At 60.1% G+C, this 17,097-nt stretch carries 14 protein-coding genes and 2 tRNA genes; 4 read left to right on the forward strand and 12 right to left on the reverse strand.

The features are described from left to right. Positions 1–24: 24 nt before the first annotated feature. From ABGT66_RS08135 to ABGT66_RS08160, 6 genes are all read right to left on the reverse strand, one after another. The gene (locus tag ABGT66_RS08135) at positions 25–1,020 is read right to left on the reverse strand and encodes a peptidyl-prolyl cis-trans isomerase (protein ID WP_346690041.1); all 996 of its coding nucleotides are present in this window, start codon (positions 1,018–1,020) and stop codon (positions 25–27) included. Positions 1,021–1,133: 113 nt separating this feature from the next. Next, positions 1,134–3,596, reverse strand: coding sequence for an ATP-dependent Clp protease ATP-binding subunit (locus tag ABGT66_RS08140; RefSeq protein ID WP_346690043.1), 2,463 nt, complete (start codon positions 3,594–3,596; stop codon positions 1,134–1,136). Then, positions 3,597–4,091, reverse strand: a complete 495-nt coding sequence (locus ABGT66_RS08145; RefSeq protein WP_300264241.1) for a UvrB/UvrC motif-containing protein — start codon at positions 4,089–4,091, stop codon at positions 3,597–3,599. Between the two features lie 12 nt (positions 4,092–4,103). Then, on the reverse strand, positions 4,104–4,589 hold the full coding sequence (locus tag ABGT66_RS08150) for a CtsR family transcriptional regulator (protein ID WP_346690045.1): 486 nt from the start codon (positions 4,587–4,589) through the stop codon (positions 4,104–4,106). A 331-nt stretch (positions 4,590–4,920) separates the two neighbouring features. Next, positions 4,921–5,586, reverse strand: coding sequence for a nucleotidyltransferase domain-containing protein (locus tag ABGT66_RS08155; RefSeq protein WP_346690047.1), 666 nt, complete (start codon positions 5,584–5,586; stop codon positions 4,921–4,923). A gap of 99 nt (positions 5,587–5,685) precedes the next feature. Beyond that, positions 5,686–6,843, reverse strand: a complete 1,158-nt coding sequence (locus tag ABGT66_RS08160; protein WP_346690048.1) for an aminotransferase class I/II-fold pyridoxal phosphate-dependent enzyme — start codon at positions 6,841–6,843, stop codon at positions 5,686–5,688. A gap of 298 nt (positions 6,844–7,141) precedes the next feature. Between ABGT66_RS08160 and ABGT66_RS08165 the strand changes: the two genes are divergently transcribed. Together ABGT66_RS08165 and ABGT66_RS08170 are read left to right on the forward strand one after the other, a co-directional pair. Further along, positions 7,142–7,217 (forward strand) — tRNA-Lys (locus ABGT66_RS08165). A 5-nt stretch (positions 7,218–7,222) separates the two neighbouring features. Then, a tRNA-Glu gene (locus ABGT66_RS08170) sits at positions 7,223–7,298 on the forward strand. Positions 7,299–7,416: 118 nt separating this feature from the next. On the opposite strand, the gene bioA is transcribed toward ABGT66_RS08170, so the two are convergent. Genes bioA through ABGT66_RS08190 form a run of 4 tightly spaced genes read right to left on the reverse strand, consistent with a single transcriptional unit; the run spans position 7,417 to position 10,965 of the window. Beyond that, positions 7,417–8,757, reverse strand: coding sequence for an adenosylmethionine--8-amino-7-oxononanoate transaminase (gene bioA, locus ABGT66_RS08175; protein ID WP_346690050.1), 1,341 nt, complete (start codon positions 8,755–8,757; stop codon positions 7,417–7,419). Next, complete coding sequence (gene bioD / locus ABGT66_RS08180) at positions 8,754–9,446, reverse strand: dethiobiotin synthase (RefSeq protein ID WP_346690052.1); 693 nt, start codon at positions 9,444–9,446, stop codon at positions 8,754–8,756. Before bioD ends, bioA begins: the two co-directional genes overlap by 4 nt. Further along, positions 9,443–10,405, reverse strand: coding sequence for a biotin synthase BioB (bioB, locus tag ABGT66_RS08185; protein ID WP_346690054.1), 963 nt, complete (start codon positions 10,403–10,405; stop codon positions 9,443–9,445). Before bioB ends, bioD begins: the two co-directional genes overlap by 4 nt. Beyond that, positions 10,405–10,965, reverse strand: a complete 561-nt coding sequence (locus tag ABGT66_RS08190; protein ID WP_346690056.1) for a biotin transporter BioY — start codon at positions 10,963–10,965, stop codon at positions 10,405–10,407. Before ABGT66_RS08190 ends, bioB begins: the two co-directional genes overlap by 1 nt. Positions 10,966–11,112: 147 nt before the next feature. Here ABGT66_RS08190 and ABGT66_RS08195 point away from each other — a divergent pair, with 147 nt between their 5' ends. Then, entirely contained in the window at positions 11,113–12,744 is a 1,632-nt protein-coding gene (locus tag ABGT66_RS08195) for an NFACT family protein (RefSeq protein ID WP_346690058.1), read from the forward strand. On the opposite strand, the gene ABGT66_RS08200 is transcribed toward ABGT66_RS08195, so the two are convergent. Further along, a complete protein-coding gene (locus ABGT66_RS08200) occupies positions 12,737–13,741 on the reverse strand; it encodes an RluA family pseudouridine synthase (RefSeq protein WP_346690060.1) in 1,005 nt (334 codons plus the stop codon). The genes ABGT66_RS08195 and ABGT66_RS08200 overlap by 8 nt on opposite strands. Continuing rightward, positions 13,725–16,505 carry an isoleucine--tRNA ligase gene (gene ileS / locus ABGT66_RS08205; protein ID WP_346690062.1) on the reverse strand — a complete coding sequence of 927 codons (2,781 nt, stop codon included), beginning with the start codon at positions 16,503–16,505 and terminating at the stop codon, positions 13,725–13,727. The genes ABGT66_RS08200 and ileS overlap by 17 nt, the downstream gene beginning before the upstream one ends. 204 nt (positions 16,506–16,709) lie before the next feature. On the opposite strand from ileS, the gene ABGT66_RS08210 reads away from it, so the two are divergent. Continuing rightward, on the forward strand, positions 16,710–17,066 hold the full coding sequence (locus ABGT66_RS08210; RefSeq protein WP_346690064.1) for a diacylglycerol kinase: 357 nt from the start codon (positions 16,710–16,712) through the stop codon (positions 17,064–17,066). Positions 17,067–17,097 lie beyond the last annotated feature (31 nt).

Below are 17,097 nucleotides of genomic sequence, written 5' to 3' on the forward strand. Positions count from 1 at the left end.
GTTTCAGAAATTTTCCGCGTTTCGTTACTTCTTCGCCGCGTCCTGCTGCGCAGGCTCGGTTTCCTGCGGCGGCACGTCGCCCGAGGCGGGGGCGGCGTTCTCCTCTGGGAGCTCAAGCTTCGGCTCCTCGGACGGGGCGGCGGGGATTCCCGCAAGGTTCTCGAGGGCTTCTTCGTTCACCTGGACGCCGAGCTTTTCGCGAAGCGCCTTGAGGTCTTCGTCGATATAGTACATCTGGAGGCGCTGGGCCACTTCGTTGCGCGCCTCGTCAAACGTAAGCTGCTTCGCGGGGCGGCGCTCGAGCACTTCAAAGACGTGCCAGCCGAGGTCGGTCTTGACGGGAGCGGAGAGCGACTTGAGCTGCGCTTTTTCTATCTCCGATGCGAGCGGCTCCGGCATCATGCCCTTTTCGACCCAGCCGAGGTCTCCGCCGCGCGCGGCGGTCGTCGTGTCGCGGCTGAATTTCGCGGCGGTCTTGACGAAGTCTTTGTTTTTATAAATATCGAGTATCGCGTCGGTGGCTCCGCTCTCCGTGTTGGTCAGGATGTGGCGCACGTGCGCGCCCTCGGCCTGCACGAACTCGTCCTTGTGCGAATTGTAGTAGTCCTTCATCGCCTTTTCGCTCATGTCCCATTTCTGGCTGCGCTCGTTGATGTACGCCTCGACGAGCAGCTGTATCCTCTGCCATTTCAGCTTGAAGGCGATGTCCTCGCGCTCCGTCAGTCCGTCGAGGCGCGCGCCCTCGGCGAAGAGCATCGTGTCCGCCATCTGGTTCGCCATCTCGGTTCTGTCGGCGAGCGTCGACTGCGTGAGCATGAGGCCGACCATCATGATGTTGCCGTTTGCGGAGCTCTGGAGAAGCTGGAGCATCTCCCTGTCGCTCAGAGTTTCATTGCCTACCGCAACGACAGTCTTCGCTTCCGGCGTCTCGCTCTGTTCCTCGGCGAAGCCGGAGGCGGCGAAGGCCGTGACGCAGAAGGCGGCCATTACCGCCGCGGCGATTTTTTTCTTTCCAAACATAAAGAATCCCCCTCGATGTGCAATTAGTCTTTTGACGCGGATATGCTAGCATAAAAAAAAGAATCCGAGAAGGTGGGCCTCCCCGGATTCTTCGCGCATTTTGTGCCGCGCCGTTAAATTTTCGTAAATTCGAGCTTTTCTCCGTCCGACGAGACTTTTATCCTGTCGCCGGCGCTGAGCTCGCCTTCGAGCAGCCGGTTCGAGATTTCGTCCTCGACCATGCGCTGTATCGTCCTGCGCAGCGGGCGCGCGCCGTACTTCGGATCGTAGCCCTTGTCGAGTATGAATTTTTTCGCGCTCTCGTCCGCCGCTATCTCGACGCCGTTTTCGCGCGCGCGCTGTTCCACCTCGCCGAGCATTATATCGACGATGCGGATCAGCTCGTCCTTGCCGAGCGGGTCGAATACGAGTATTTCGTCTATCCTGTTGAGGAACTCCGGACGGAAGGCCTTGCGCGCCGCCTCCGTGACGGTCTCGCGCATTTTGCGCCTGTCCGCCGCCGCGGCCTCCTCCGCTCCGCCGAAGCCGAGCGCACGCGTGCGCATGTTCTCCGTCACGCCGACGTTGCTCGTCATTATCACGACGCAGTTGCGGAAGTCGCTGACGTGGCCCTTGCCGTCCGTCAGCCGCCCGTCCTCCAGGAGCTGGAGCATGACGTTGAAGACGTCGGGATGCGCCTTTTCTATTTCGTCGAAGAGCACGACGGAGTACGGGCGGCGGCGTATAGCCTCCGTCAGCTTGCCGCCCTCCTCGAATCCGACATACCCGGGCGGCGCGCCTATGAGCTTCGCCGCCTCGTGGCGCTCCATGTATTCGCTCATGTCTATCCGTATCATCGCCTCTTCGCTGCCGAAGAGGAATTCCGCGAGCGACCGCGCGAGCTCCGTCTTTCCGACGCCGGTCGGACCGAGGAAGAGGAAGCTGCCGACGGGGCGCTTCGGGTCCTTCATTCCGCTTCTCGCGCGGCGCACGGCGCGCGCTACGGCGTGGAGCGCCTCGTCCTGCCCGACGACGCGCTTTCTCAGCTCCTCCTCCATTCGCAGCAGGCGGCGGCTTTCCTCCTCCGTGAGCTGCGTCACGGGAATTCCGGTGCTTTCGGCTACTATTTCGGCTATCGCCTCGGCTGTGATTTCAGGCTGGATTTTGTTCTGTTTCTCCGTCCATTCTTTGCGCCACTGCTCGCTCTGCTCCTTCGCCTTGCGCTCCTCGTCGCGCAGGTAGGCGGCTTTCTCGAACTCCTGCGCCGCGGCGGCCTCTTCTTTTTCCTTGCGGAGGTCGTCGATGCTTCTTTCGAGGGCTTTGAGCTCGTCCGGCGCTTCGAGCGTCTTTATGCGCGCGCGCGCCGAGGCTTCGTCTATGAGGTCTATCGCCTTGTCGGGGAGGAATCTGTCGGTGACATAGCGTTTCGAGAGCGACGCCGCCGCTTCGAGCGCAGCGTCGGTTATGCGCACGCGGTGGTGCTGCTCGTATCTTTCGCGCAGCCCCTTGAGTATCAGCACCGTCTCCTCGACCGATGGCTCGTCCACCTGCACGGGCTGGAAGCGCCGCTCAAGCGCCGCGTCCTTCTCTATGTACTTGCGGTATTCGTTTATCGTAGTCGCGCCGATTACCTGGAATTCGCCGCGCGCGAGGCTCGGCTTCAAAATGTTCGCCGCGTCCACCGCGCCCTCGGCTCCGCCCGCGCCGACTATCGTGTGTATCTCGTCTATGAAGAGGATTATCCCCTTCGTCTCGCGTATCTCCTTTACGAGCCGCCGCATACGCTCCTCGAACTCGCCGCGGTATTTCGTTCCAGCGACGAGGTTCGCGACGTTGAGCTGCATGACGCGCTTGCCCTTGAGTACCTCCGGGATGTCGCCGGAGAATATCCTCTGCGCGAGGCCTTCGGCGACCGCGGTTTTGCCGACGCCGGGCTCGCCTATAAGCACGGGATTGTTTTTAGTGCGGCGAGAGAGTATCTGAACGACGCGCTGAATTTCCTTCGCGCGCCCTATTACGGGGTCAAGCTCGCCCTTCGCGGCAAGCTTCGTAAGGTCCGTCGCCAACTGGTCCGTTATCGGCGTGTTCGACGGCGCTTCGCGCTTCGCGCTCTGTTCGCTGCGGCGCGGCTCCTTCGGAGCGCCGGAGCCGACGGTGCGGCCGCCCTCGCGCAGCTCGGCGATGAGCGCGCGGCAGCCCTGGAGCGTCATTCCGTGAGAGGCGAGCACCTGCGCCGCCATGCCCTCGCGTTCCGCGAGGATGGCGAGGAATATGTGCTCCGTCCCGATATAATTCATGCCCATACGCCGCGCCTCGCGCATCGCAAGGTCCATGACGACCTTCACGCGCTGGCTCGTCGGCAGGTCGCGCTCCTCCTCGTATGGCGTACCGACGCCGGCATTGCGCTCTATCTCGCTGACGAGGGCCTCCGGCGACGTCCTGTGGTACATCAGCACGCGCGAAATTATCGTGTCGTTGTCGTAGAGCAGCGCGAGCAGCACGTGCTCCGTCCCTATGACGTCGTGGCCCATCCGCAGGGCCTCTTTATGCGCTATCTGGAATACGCGCTTTCCGCGTTCCGTGAAATCCTGCCACATCTATATATTCTGTTCTCCGTTCGTATCGTGGGAATTTTTCAGCTCGCTTATCCTGTCGCGGAGCTTCGCGGCGTATTCGTAATCCTCCGCCTTTACCGCTTCGAGCATTTTCTTTTCGAGCGCCGCCATCTCTTCCTCGGCGGTCATGACTTTATCTTCGGCGGCGTCGGGCCGGGCCGTCTCCTTATCTTCCGCGTCCCTGCGCTCGAACATAGAATCCGGCAGGACTCCGCCGCAGTGCGGGCAGATATGCTTGGCGCTTTTCTTTTGAGCATAGGCGCCGCGCAACGCCGGCATCACCAGCTCTCTGAAAGCTTCGTCTATACCCATCAGCCCTTCGACCGATAATGACAATTTCATAAGATTAGTCACGTCGTTCGTGCTGAGAAACTCTCCCGCGCACTCCCTGCAAAGGTGCTGCACGCGGCGCTCCCCGTTCACGACCTTGACGAGATGTATGTCGGCATGCCTCGTGCCGCATCGTTCACACAGCATATAACCCGCCTCCTAACTGAGCGCAAGGCTTGTCAGCAATTTTTTAAGCAATGACGCTCTCATTATTTCTCTTTTATGTATAGATATGTCGTAGAGATTTTTCCCGTTTTCCTCCTGATCGCGCAGCGCGACCTCTATGATGAGGCGCTCGCGCGGGGAAAGCATCTTCCTGTTCTGGAGGTTCATCAGCAGCCGCCGCGAATCCTGCTCGGAAATTTTGTTTCCGACCAGGTCCTCCAGATGGACGGCCTCTTCGTCGCAGTTCTTGAAGGTCAGCTGCACGACGCGGATGTAGCCGTGGCCGCCGCGCTGGCTCTCCACGATGAATCCGTTCTCGGGCGCGAAGCGGCTTCTGAGCACGTAATTTATCTGGCTCGGCACGCATTCGAAATATTCGGCGAGGTCTTTCCGCCGGAGAAGAATCGTTCCGCCTCCGTTCTCTTCAAGAAGATGACCGATGTATTCCTCTATCTTTCTCGTAAGACTTGACGACGCCACCGCGCTCACTCCGTTTCAAAAATTCGGCCCGCACGGGCCGCGCATTTTACAAATTACAAAACACAGCTTCTGACTGTCGTTACCGTCGGCGAGCGTGCCTTCGACAGTTTCCGCCCTGCGAGATTCTCCGCCGCTTCTTTTTCGGCCCGCCGCAAATTTTAGGCTTGATTCCGCTCGCTTCCGTTTAACAGAACGTTTTCATTCTGTACCATTGCGCGTATTTTACTCTATTACAACAAAAAGGTCAAGAAAAGGCAAAGATTTATCACTGCCCTTCCCTGACCTACTATATGAAGCAAACGGATAATATAGGCTGAAATTCCGCGCGGCGTCAGCTGCGGCGTATCACGCCGGCGCTCCATTTTATGAGCGCGTCTAACAATTTGACGAAATCGTCTTCTTTCGTGCGTCCGGCGCGGAAGTCCGCGAAAGCCGACAAAATCTCCTTGTCCTCGCCCTCAGTCTCAAGCGCAAGCTCGCTCAGCTTTTTGACGAAGCGTCCCGTCTCGCACCAGCGTTTCACGCGCATGACGAAAAACGCCGATTTATAGAGCGCGCCGAGGATATCCATGCTCTTTTCGTAAAGCCTGTTGTGGCAGCAGCCGTGGTATATCGCGCATGCGCCGTCCTTGAGCGCCTTCTCCGCCGCGTCCTCGCCTATGAGCGGGACGATGAAGTCAAGCGAACCGTAAAGCGGCGCAGTGTCGTGGTAGAGCAGAAACAATTCCGACGCGCTCCACGCGCGCAGCTCTTCCTCGCCGCAGATAAATCCGCACGCTTTTTCGGCGAACGGCATTGAGGCGACGGCATCGGCGTAAAGGCCGAGCTCTCGCGGCGCGAGCTCCTTCAGCACGACTACGAGGTCCACGTCGCTCTCCTCCGAAGCCTCTCCGCGTCCGCGGCTGCCCTGGAGACCGACGAATACGAGGCCGCCGCCGAAAGCATCCTCCAGCTTCCGCAGAAATTCCGCGCACCATTCATGAACGTTAAAATCCATAGCTTCTCCTCCTTCGCGCCCGCTCCAAACATACAAAAACGGCGGGCAACAATTTTAGCATGTTTCCCGCCGTTTGGATTTTTTATATTTGCCGCCCGCTCACGCCTCTCTGGAAATTTCCGAGCGCCGCGAGAGAAAGGCTTCAATCCTGTTCATCGCTTCTTTGATAGTCTCCATGTCGTACGAATACGTTATCCTGACGAAGTTCGTGTAATCGTCGCCGAAGATAGTCCCCGGCATCAGCGCCACCTTGCATTCCCTGATAAGCGTATGCACCAGCTCCTCCGCCGTCCAGCCCGACGGCGACACGTCGGCCCAGAGGTAGAACGCGCCGCTCGGAGGGCTGCACCGCCAGCCGAGCCTGTGCGCGCGCTCACAGATGTAGTCGCGCCGCGCGCGGTACTCCTCCGCCATACGCGCAATCTCGCAGCGCCCCTGCTCCAGCCCGCGCAGCGCCGCATACTGCGCCACCCCCGGAGCGCACATCACCGTCGCCGCGTTGATCATCGCTATCGGCGCGAGCAGCTCCTTCGGCGCGCAGAGGTAGCCGAGACGCCACCCCGTCATCGCCATAGACTTCGAAAAACCGGAAATGAATACCGTGCGCTCGCGCATTCCCGGCTGGCTTAGAATGGTGCAGTGCTCTCCATCGTAGACGAATTCGGCGTAAACCTCGTCCGAAATCACAATGATATCCTTCTCACGTATGACGCCGGCTATCTTCGCGAACTGCGCGTCGGACATAACGCTACCAGTCGGGTTGTTCGGATAATTGAGAATCAGCAGCTTCGTCCGCGGCGTTATCGCGGCCGCAACGTCCGCGGCGTCGAGCGCCCATCCGTTCTTTTCGTATGTAGGGACGAAAACCGGCACGCCGCCCGAAAGGCGCACCAGCGTCGCGTAAAAGCCGTAGGCCGGCTTCGGCAGAAGCACCTCGTCGCCGTCAGAGACGAAAGCCCTTATAGTATCGTCGAGGCCGAGCGACGACCCCGGCGTAATCAACACCTCGCCGCTCGAATAGGAGATTCCGAAACGCTCGTCAAGATACTCCGATATCTTCTCCTTAAGCTCCGCATAGCCGTTGCTCGGAGGATAAAAAGTCTTCCCCGACCGAATGGCGTCGATCGCGCCGTCCCCGACCACCGAAGATGTAGAAAACCCCGGCTCGCCCAATCCAAGCGAGATAACGTCCGGCGGAAGATTAAAAAACGCCGCCATTTCAGGAACCGGAATCGCGCGCACTTTATCAGAAATCATAGAAGATATATCCACTGCCCCATCCCCTTTGCAAAATAAAATTTATCCTCTCGTCCCGCCGAAGATTACATACTCTGCTTTCTCTTCCGATTTTTATCGCTTCTGCCATTCTATCATAGCGAACACACCGAACTAAACCACCGCCCTATTTTGACCGGTTTAGTTCGTTTTCTTCAAATTAAGTTCCGCACCTCGCCACGTCGCCCAACAGAGCATTGTAAAAAGTAATGAGCAATGGAAATTAACCCGTTGACAAAATCATAAAATGCTGTAGAATATCTCCTCGTGATGTGCGAGTGAATCGCTAGCTCAGTTGGCAGAGCACCGGACTTTTAATCCGGGTGTCCCGGGTTCAAGTCCCGGGCGATTCACCACTTGCGGTCCTATCGTCCAGAGGCCTAGGACACCGCCCTTTCAAGGCGGCGACACGAGTTCGAATCTCGTTAGGACCGCCATTTTTATGGCCTTAAAAAGGGAATTCGATTTCTTAATCGGATTCCCTTTTTTGTATATTCGGCGGGCCAACATCCTTGTCTATACTCAATACTAAAGGCGGCAGCGTTTACGCTGCCGCTACCCCACTACCGCGTCGAACGCCACTTTCGCGCGGCTTACTGCTTCGTCTATCTCCTGTTCGTTTATTATCAGCGGCGGGTTGAAGTATATTACGTCGCCGAGCGGGCGCAGGATCAGGCCGCGTTTGAGCGCTTCTTTGTAGACGGCGTAGCCGAGGCGCTTTTTGCCGTCGAAGGCTTTTTTCATCTTTTTATCCTCCACCAGCTCGATTGCGTTGATGAGGCCAATGTGCCTTATCTCTCCCACGTTCGGGTGCGCGGCGAAGGTCTCGTTCAACAGCGCGTTCAGGTATTTCGCGCGCGGCGCGGCTTTTTCTATTATTTTGTCCTCGCGCAATATCTTCTGTACGGCGAGCGCAGCGGCGCAGCCGAGCGGGTTGCCGCTGTATGTATGGCTGTGCATGAAGGCTTTGCCCTCGCTGTAACCGGCGTAGAATGCGTCGTAAATTTTGTCGGTCACGACGGTTATCGCCATCGGCATATAGCCGCCGGTCAACCCCTTCGATATGCACATGATGTCGGGGCTGACGCCCGCGTGGTCGAAGGCGAACATCTTTCCGGTGCGTCCGAAGCCGGTCGCAATTTCGTCGGCTATGAGCAGGACGTTGTGCTCGTCGCAGAGCGCGCGCAGCTTCGTCAAATATTCGGCGGGATATATCCTCATGCCCGCGCTGCCCTGAAGCAGCGGCTCGACTATCACTGCGCAGCATTCGGCGGCGTGCTCCTCAAAGAGCCGCTCCGCGAAGGCGAAGCACTCGACCGAGCAGTTTCCGCGCTCCCTGCCGCAGGGGCAGCGGTAGCAGTCCGGAGCCTGGATGCGCTCCACATCCATCAGCATCGGCTTGTATATCTTCGCGTAGAGGTCGAGGCAGCCGACGGAGAGCGCGCCTATCGTCTCGCCGTGGTATCCGTCCGAGAGGCAGATGAATTTCGTCTTCTCGGGATGTCCCGTCTGGTGCTGGTACTGGAAGGCCATCTTGAGCGCGCATTCGACGGAGGCGGAGCCGTTGTCGGAGAAGTTGAATTTCGTCAGGCCGCGCGGCACGATTTCGGAAAGCTCCTCGCAGAGCCGTATCGCGGGCTCGTGCGTGAAGTTCGCGAATATCACGTGCTCAAGGCGGTCTAGCTGCGCCTTTATCGCATCGTTTATCGCTGGGTTGCAGTGGCCGAGCAGGTTGCACCACCATGAGCTGACTATGTCGATGTACTCTTTGCCGTAAACGTCGTATAGGCGGACACCGCTCCCGCGCGCTATCGGAATCGGCGGCAGCTCCTCATAATCTTTCATCTGCGAGCACGGATGCCAGATGTGCCGCAAATCTCTCTCTTCAAGCGTCAATTCGCCGCCTCCTTGAAAAGTCCGCAAAGTCCCTCAACGGGAATGTCCAGCTCCGTGTCTCCCTGTTTTACGCATGTCGCGACTTGGACGCCCGTGATCCGCTCTATCATATATTTGTTGTCCCTGTGCATGAGCTGCGTTTCGTCGTATCCGTTCATGATTATTCCGCGGACTTCTATCCCCGCGGCGCGCGCGTGTTCGACGGTCAAAACCGCGGAATTTATCGAGCCGAGGCCGGAAGGCGACACGATTATGACCGAAAGTCCGCAGGCTTTGATTATGTCTTCGAGCATGATTTTCCGCTCGTCCCAGCGTATCGGGCATACGATTCCGCCGCAGCCTTCGACGCAGAGATAGTCGTATTTTTTAAGCGCGCGGGCGAAGTCGCGCTTTATCGCGTCGAGCTCCGGCGGATTGCCTTCGATTTGCGCCGCGAGGTGCGGCGACAGCGGATTTTTGTAAACATAGGAGACTAGGCTCTCGGGCGGCTCAGTCATGCCGCTTGCGCGCGCGACGAAATCCGCGTCGCCGGGGACGAGTTTGCCGCCGCGCTCCTCCGCCCCGCTGAGCGCCGCCTTGTAGTAGCCCGCGTTGATTCCCGCCTCGCGCAGCCGCTTCACGATGAGCGCAGTCACGTAGGTCTTTCCGACATCCGTGCCGGTCGCCGTTATGAATACTGCGCGGCTCACGGCCTTTTCACCTCGTATCCGAGTTCTTTTATCATTCTCATGTCCTCCTCGGCGGATATTCCCGCGGTGGTCAGCATGTCGCCCGATATCGCGGCGTTCGCGCCCGAGCGGAAGACGGCGCGCCCCTTGTCGGCGAGCAATCCGCGCCCGCCCGCCATGCGTATCGCCGCGTCGGGCAGGATGAAGCGGAAGAGCGCCGCGGCACGACGCACGCCGTCGTCTGTGAGCCGCGGCAATTTTTCGTAGGGCGTGCCCGGAATAGGGTTCAGCACGTTGAGCGGGACGGATTTCACGCCGAGCGCGCGCAGCTCGAAGGCCATGTCGGCGCGGTCGGCGAAGCTCTCGCCCATGCCGATTATGCCGCCGCTGCAAACGTCGAGCCCCGCGCGCATCGCGGCCTTTATCGCGGAGATTTTGTCGTCGTAGCTGTGCGTCGTGCAGACGTTCGGGAAGTTGCGGCGCGAGGTTTCGAGGTTGTTGTGGATGCGCGTCACGCCCGCAGCACAAAGTTTTACGAAATCATCGTAAGCGAGCAGGCCGTGCGAGGCGCAGAGGCTGATGCCGCATTTTTCGCGCAGAGCCGCGTAAATCTCGCAGACCTTGTCGACCTCGGCCGCGCCGAGCCTTCTGCCGGAGGTGACCAGCGCGACGCGCGCGATGCCGCGTTCCTCGTTGTATTGCGCCTCGCGCAGCGCTTCTTCCGCGCTTATCAGCGAATATTCCTTCGCGCCGGAGCGGTAGGCCGCCGACTGCGCGCAGAATTTGCAGTTTTCCGTGCAGCGTCCGCTCTTCGCGTTGATTATCGTGCATGCGTCGAAGCCCCCGCCAGCGAAGCGACGGCGTATTTCGTCGGCGGCGCGCGAAAGCTCTTCTACGTCAGCGCTTTCGAGTGCGAGCGCCTCTTCTCTCGTCACGCTGCCGCCAGATAGGATTTTTTCTTTGAGCTCTTCGATTTTCATTACAGACCGCCGCCTCCGATGCGTGGGAGAATTTTCGCCGCGAGCGCCGCCGATACGAAGCAGAGCGCAATATCGCCCGGCGCGGCGAGCGCGACGCCGTAGAGCAAAAGCGCGGACACGGCGACGTGCGAGCCGGCGAAGTACGACGCGGCGAACCAGTAGTAGACTATGCCGAAAAGGTAGACTACCGCGATGTTCGCGAAGCTCGCGGCGAGAAGAAGACGAAAGCTCCTGCGCGCGCGCAGCCGCGAGATTTTCCCAGCGCACCACGCGCCCGCCGCAAAGCCTGCGAGGTAGCCGAAGGTCGGGTTCAGCACGTACCACGGGCCGCCGCCCTGCGTGAATACGGGAACGCCGATAAGCCCCGCCGCCATGTAGACGCCGGCGGCCGCCGCGCCGCGCTTCGCGCCGAGCAGAAGCCCCGCGAGGTTCGTAAACAGAAATTGCAGCGTGAAAGGCACGACGGGGACGGGAATCCTGATGAAGGCCCCCACAGCTACAAGCGCCGCGAAAAGCGCGACGAGCGCCATGTCTCTGCTCCTGTTTCCCGCGTCCGTCATTCGCCATCCCCCTTTGTCAACTTTATTGCTGCGATAGTATGACATAGCGGCATTACCATGTCAACTGGTTTATAATTTCATAGTTGACGTTAGAGAAATGCCGATGGTGTATAATTTCGTCGAAAGTTTATGTTTGGAGGTATCGCTTTGTCCTTCGGTCCCGAACTTATATGGAGCTGGAGCCGCGAGCTTTCGGCGCTCGCGGGCCGCCGCGTCCAGCGCGTCGAGGGCGGCGGCAGCGCCGTCATAATTTCCCTCGCGGGCGGCGCGGAGCTGCTGCTTTCGTGGGGCGCGCAGAACTGCGGCGCGGCCGTGATAAGCGCGCGCGACAAAAAATCGCTGCTCGCAGCCGCGCGCCAGACGCCGCCGATAACGAACGCAGTCAAGAGCCACCTGACCGGCGCGCAGCTCGTCTCCGTCGCGCAGCTCCATCGCGACAGGATTCTCGAATTCACCTTCAGAAAGACTATAGGCGCGGGCTTCTCCACCGAGCGCCGGCTCGTGCTCGAGATAATGGAGCGCTTCAGCAACCTCGTCATGACGGACGAGAACGGCCTGATAATAGAAACGGCGAAGCACATCCACCCCGCCGACAACAGCTTCCGCACCGTGCTGCCAGGCGTGCCGTACCACATGCCGCCGCTCTTCGGAGGCACGCCGCTCGAAGAATGGCTCGCCGCGCCGCGCGAGGACACGCTGACGAAGGTCGCGGGCGTCGGCAGGCCTCTGCTGAAAATCCTCGCCGCCTACCCCGCAGGGCTCGCCGCGGAATATCTTCGCGGGCTTTACGACGATTCGAGCGCGCCGGTGACGGCGCAGAGGATCGGCAAATACGTCACGGCGCTGCCGGAGCTTTTGCCGGAGGCCGAGAAACTGCCCGACGGCTCGACCGGCGCGCTGATTGCGCTCGCGCCGATGAAGGACGGCACGATAGAGAACCACAGGAAAAATATCATCAAGCATATAGAAAAAGAAATCACGCGGCGCGAGCGCCAGCTCGGCGACATCCGCCGCCTGCTCGCCGACGAAAGCCCCGCGCGCTTCAAGCTGTGGGGCGAGCTCATCGTCGCGAATATGTGGAACGTCAAGCACGGCGTTTCCGAAGCGGTGCTGACCGGCTACGACGCGGAGGGGAACGAAATTTCTCATAAAGTTCCGCTCGATCCGCGCATATCTCCCTCGCAGAACTCGGCGGCGTATTTCGCAAAATACAAAAAAATCGTCTCGGCGCAGGAGCGCGCCGCGTCGCTCGTGCAGAAGGTAGAGGAGGAGCTCGAAGACCTGCGCGAGGAGCTTGCGCTCGCATCGGCGGTCGACGACGCGCAGGCGCTCGTGATGCTCGAAGAGGAGCTCGGCATGGCGAAGCCGCAGCAGAAGCGCGGCGGCAAAAAAGAGCCGCAGCTTCCGCCGCACGTGCGTTTTGAATTTGAAAAGGCGATAGTCTGCGCGGGGCTTTCCGCTAAGGGCAACCGTTGGCTGACATTCCGCTTCGCCTCGCCCGAGGATTGGTGGTTCCACGCACAGGGCGTGCCCGGCGCGCACGTCATAATGCGCCAGACCTCCGCGCTGACGGACGAAGAATTTGAAGAGCTCGCGGCCTTCTGCGCCTCGCTCGCGGTTTTCTACAGCAAGGCTAAAGCCGAGCCGCGCCATCGCGTCGACTACACGCGCCGCAAATACGTCAGCCCGATACGCGGCGGCGAGGCGAACGTAACCTATAAGGAATTTTCGACGATTGCAGGAGAACCGGCGCTGTGGAGCGAAAGAGCGCCTAAATAGAATTCGTCCCCGCGCGCAGCTCTTTGAGATAATTTGCAAGCTCCGGCGGCAGCGGCCGGACGAAGCGCATTTCCTCGCGAGTGCGCGGATGTGTGAAGCCCAGTCTCCACGAATGTAAGAATACCCGCTCGGGGCCGAACGGCGACGGGCGCGACGGCGCGTAGAGCCTGTCTCCGACGAGCGGGCAGCGCAGCGCCTGCATGTGAACCCTTATCTGGTGCGTCCGCCCGCTGTGCAGGCGGCATATTACTAGCGATTTTCCGCCGAAGCTCCGGAGCTTTTTGTAATCGGTCCAGGCCTCGCGCCCATCCTCGACGCAGGCCATTTTCAGGCGGCTGTACGGGTCGCGCCCGATCGGATATTTCACCGAGCCTTCCGCGCGCGGCGGCTCTCCCCAGCAAAGCGCGAGGTATTCCTTATGCACGCGCCTTTCCTTGAAATCCTTGAAAAGCCCCTCCTGCGCCAGGCCGTTGCGCGCGACGACCATCAGCCCCGAGGTCGTCGCGTCGAGCCTGTGCACTATGCCGGGGCGCTGGACGCCGTTGAGCGCGCCTAAATCAGGATAGCGGAACAGAAGGCCGTGAACCAGCGTTCCGCTCCAGTGGCCCGGCGCGGGGTGGACGACGAGCCCGGCGGGCTTGTTGACGACGATTATATCCTCGTCGTCGTATACCACCTCGAAAGGCACGTCCTGCGGCTCGAGGTCGAGCGTCTCCGCAGGCGGCACGATGACGCCGAGCGCGTCTCCCGCCGCGACCTTGACGGAGGGCTTTATGCGCCGCTCCGGCGTCAGCTTCGCGTTGCCCTCTTTGATGAGCTTCTGCGCGTAGCCGCGGCTGATGCCCATGAGGCGGGAGAGCGCGAAATCGAGCCTGTGGCCGTCGAGCTCCGCGCCTATCGCAAATTCCTGAAAAGAAGAGGGAGCGGACTCGCGCCCCTCCCCCTCTTCCTCAAGGCAGTTGTTTATCGAAAGTTCTTCGTTATTTTCCGACGACATCGGCGCAGCGGTCACAGATACCCTTTTCGGCGACTTCGTGGCGGTGCTTCCAGCAGCGCGGGCATTTCTCGTCCTTCGACTTGCTGACGCCGACGGTGAGCCCCGTCGTCTCGTCCTCGTAGACGTTCTCCGCGCCGGAAATCTCATCGACGACGTGGCATCCGGAGACGATGAGGATGTTCTCCCACGTCTCGTCGCTTATCCTGCCCGCGAGCGGCTTGTAGTAGTCGCTGAGCTTCACCTGCACGTCGGCGTCGAGCGGATGTCCGATGATGCCCTTTCCGCGCGCAGCCTCGAGGCCGCGCAGCACGCCCTGGCGCGCCATGAGCAGAAGGTCCCACTCCTCCTCGACGGCGGGGTCGATACCCTCCGCGAGCGGCTCGGGCCAGTCGGCGAGCAGGACGCTCTTCGCAAGCGTCGGGTCCATCTCGCGCATCTTCTGCCAAATCTCTTCCGCAGTGAACGAAAGGACGGGCGACATCATCTGCGTGATGGTCTCGAGCACCTGCCACATGACGGTGCGTATCGAGCGGCGGCTCTTCGCGTGCTCCGCGTCGGCGTAGAGCTTGTCCTTGCTCACGTCGATGTAGAACGACGAGAGCTCGTTGTCGCAGAACTGGTGAATCAGCGTCATCGGCTGATGGAACTCGTAGTTGTCGAAGCCGTCAGTCACGCGTGAACGCAGACGCTCGAGCTTGAGCAGTATGTACTGGTCGACGGGCGCGAGCTCCTCGTGCGGCAGCATGTCCTCGGCGGGATTGAAGCCCGCGAGGTTCGCGAGCAGGAAGCGCGCCGTGTTGCGTATTCTGCGGTAGGATTCGATGAGGTTGCGGAATATCTCTTCCGAGATGCGCACGTCGCCGCGGTAGTCGGACGAGGCGACCCAGAGGCGAAGTATGTCCGCGCCGTTCTTTTCGATTATCTTCTCCGGCTTCATGACGTTGCCGAGGGATTTCGACATTTTCTGACCGTCGGGGCCCATTATGAAGCCGTGCGTCAGGACCATCCTGTATGGGGCCGTGCCGCGCGTCGCGACGCTGTTCAGCAGCGAGGTCTGGAACCATCCGCGGTGCTGGTCGCTGCCCTCGAGGTAGAGGTCGGCGGGCCAGCTGAGGTCCTCCCAGTTGTCAAGGACGGCGGAGTGGCTCGTGCCGGAGTCGAACCACACGTCCATGATGTCGGAGTCCTTGCGCAGGTGCTTGCTCCCGCACTTCGGGCATACCGCAAGGTCGCCGACGAGCTCTTCGGGCGTCATCGTCCACCAGCAGTCGCTGCCGTGCTCGCGCACCTTCTCCGCTACGCGGCGCACGCGGTCGCCCGTGAGGATGACCTCGCCGCAGTCCTCGCAGTAGAAGGCCGGTATCGGAACGCCCCATGTGCGCTGGCGGCTGATGCACCAGTCAGAGCGGTCGCGCACCATGTTCGTGATACGATCCTTGCCCCAGTCGGGAATCCATTTAACCTCGTCGATGCACTTGAGCGCCTGGTCGCGGAATTCCGAGACGGCGACGAACCACTGGTCGGTGGCGCGGAAGATGACCGGCTTCTTGCAGCGCCAGCAGTGCGGGTAGGAGTGCGTGATTTTCAGCTTTCCGAGCAGGCGGCGCGATTCTTCGAGAAGCTCGAAGACCTTCTTCTCGCCCTCGGCGAGCGACATGCCGCCGAAAATCGGAGTGTCGGCGTAATAATGTCCCGTCGGGTCCACTGGGTTGTAGACCTCTATGCCGTAACGTACGCCCGTCTCATAGTCGTCGCTTCCGTGGCCGGGGGCGGTGTGGACGCATCCGGTACCGGAGTCGAGCGTGACGTAGTCGGCGAGCACGAACGGAACGGCTCTGTCATAGAACGGGTGCTTCGCGAGCGAAAGCTCAAGCTGCTGTCCCTTGCAGACGAGGACAGGCTCGCCGAGCTCAAGCCCAGTCGCCTTCTCGACCTCGGCCTTGAGGCCGACGGCGATGAGGTAGACCTTGCCGCAGCACTCGTAGAAGCCGTAGTCGTAGCGCGGATGGACCGCGACCGCCATCGAGGCGGGAAGCGTCCACGGCGTCGTCGTCCAGATTATGACGTTGACGTCCTTTCCGGCGAGCTCGGGGAAGACCTTCGCGGCGTCGGTGTACTCGTAAGCTACGAAGATGGAGGGCGATGTCTCGTCGCCGTACTCGATTTCCGCCGCGGCGAGCGCCGTCTGGCAGTCGGTGCACCAGTAGATCGCCTTGCGTCCCTTGTAGACGAGCCCCTTGTCCACCATTTCGGCGAGGCCTTCGAGCTCCGTCGCCTCGAACGCAGGGACCAGCGTCATGTAAGGATGCTCCCAGTCGCCGATGACGCCGAGGCGCTTAAACTGCCCCGTCTGCACATCGGCGAACGAACGCGCGTAGGCGGCGCACTTCTGGCGCAGCTCGACTGGCGAGATTTCGTCCTTGCCGACGTTCAGCTCCTTGAGAACCTTGAGCTCGATGGGGAGCCCGTGCGTGTCGTAGCCCGGAACGTATGGCGTGAAGTATCCGCGCTGCCATTTATACTTAACTATGAAGTCCTTGAGAATCTTGTTCGTCGCGGTTCCGATATGGATGCTCGCGTTCGCGTAAGGCGGCCCGTCGTGAAGGATGAAAGAGGGCTTGTCCTTGTTCTTTTTCTTCAGCTCGCCGTAAACGTCGATGTCGTACCAGAATTTCAGAAATTCCGGCTCCCTCTGCGACAGATTCGCGCGCATCGGGAAATCCGTCTTGGGCAGGAACAGCGTGTCCTTATAGTCGTTCGCCATAAAAAAACCTCCGTCTAAAGAGAATGGAATCCGCGGCGGGACTCCACAATATACAACTTTGTTATTATAGCGAAACGCGGACAAATATACAAACGCGGCGGCGGACGGCGCGCTTATTTTTTCCGCGGCGGCAAATATACCCATCGGACGCGCGCCTGCCTTTGCTATAATTAGCGCGTGGCTTCGGCTTCGGAGGTGCGGACGTTGGAGAAATGGAAGAACGGCAATCTATTCAATAAGACGCTCTACTCGCTGAACGGGCTGCGCGTCTCGTTCATGACGGAGAAGGCGGTGCGCAATGAATTTCTTGCGGCGGCGGGCTTCGTCGCGCTCGCGCTGTTTTGGGGCTGTGATTTCGACGACGTGTTCCTCGTGTTCCTCGCGTCGCTCTCCCCCATCGTCGTCGAGCTTATCAACACGGCGGTCGAGCGCCGCATAGACACGAACGACGGCCCGGCGTTCCGCGAGGACGTGCGAATACAGAAGGACACGCTATCCGCCGCAGTCTTCCTCAGTCTTTTCATAGCCTACGGCCTCTGTCTGAAAATCATATTTTTTTAAGCGGCCGGCGTTATTGAAGCGCGGATAAAAA

This window comes from uncultured Cloacibacillus sp. (genome assembly GCF_963926575.1).
GTDB classification, from domain to species: domain Bacteria; phylum Synergistota; class Synergistia; order Synergistales; family Synergistaceae; genus Caccocola; species Caccocola faecigallinarum.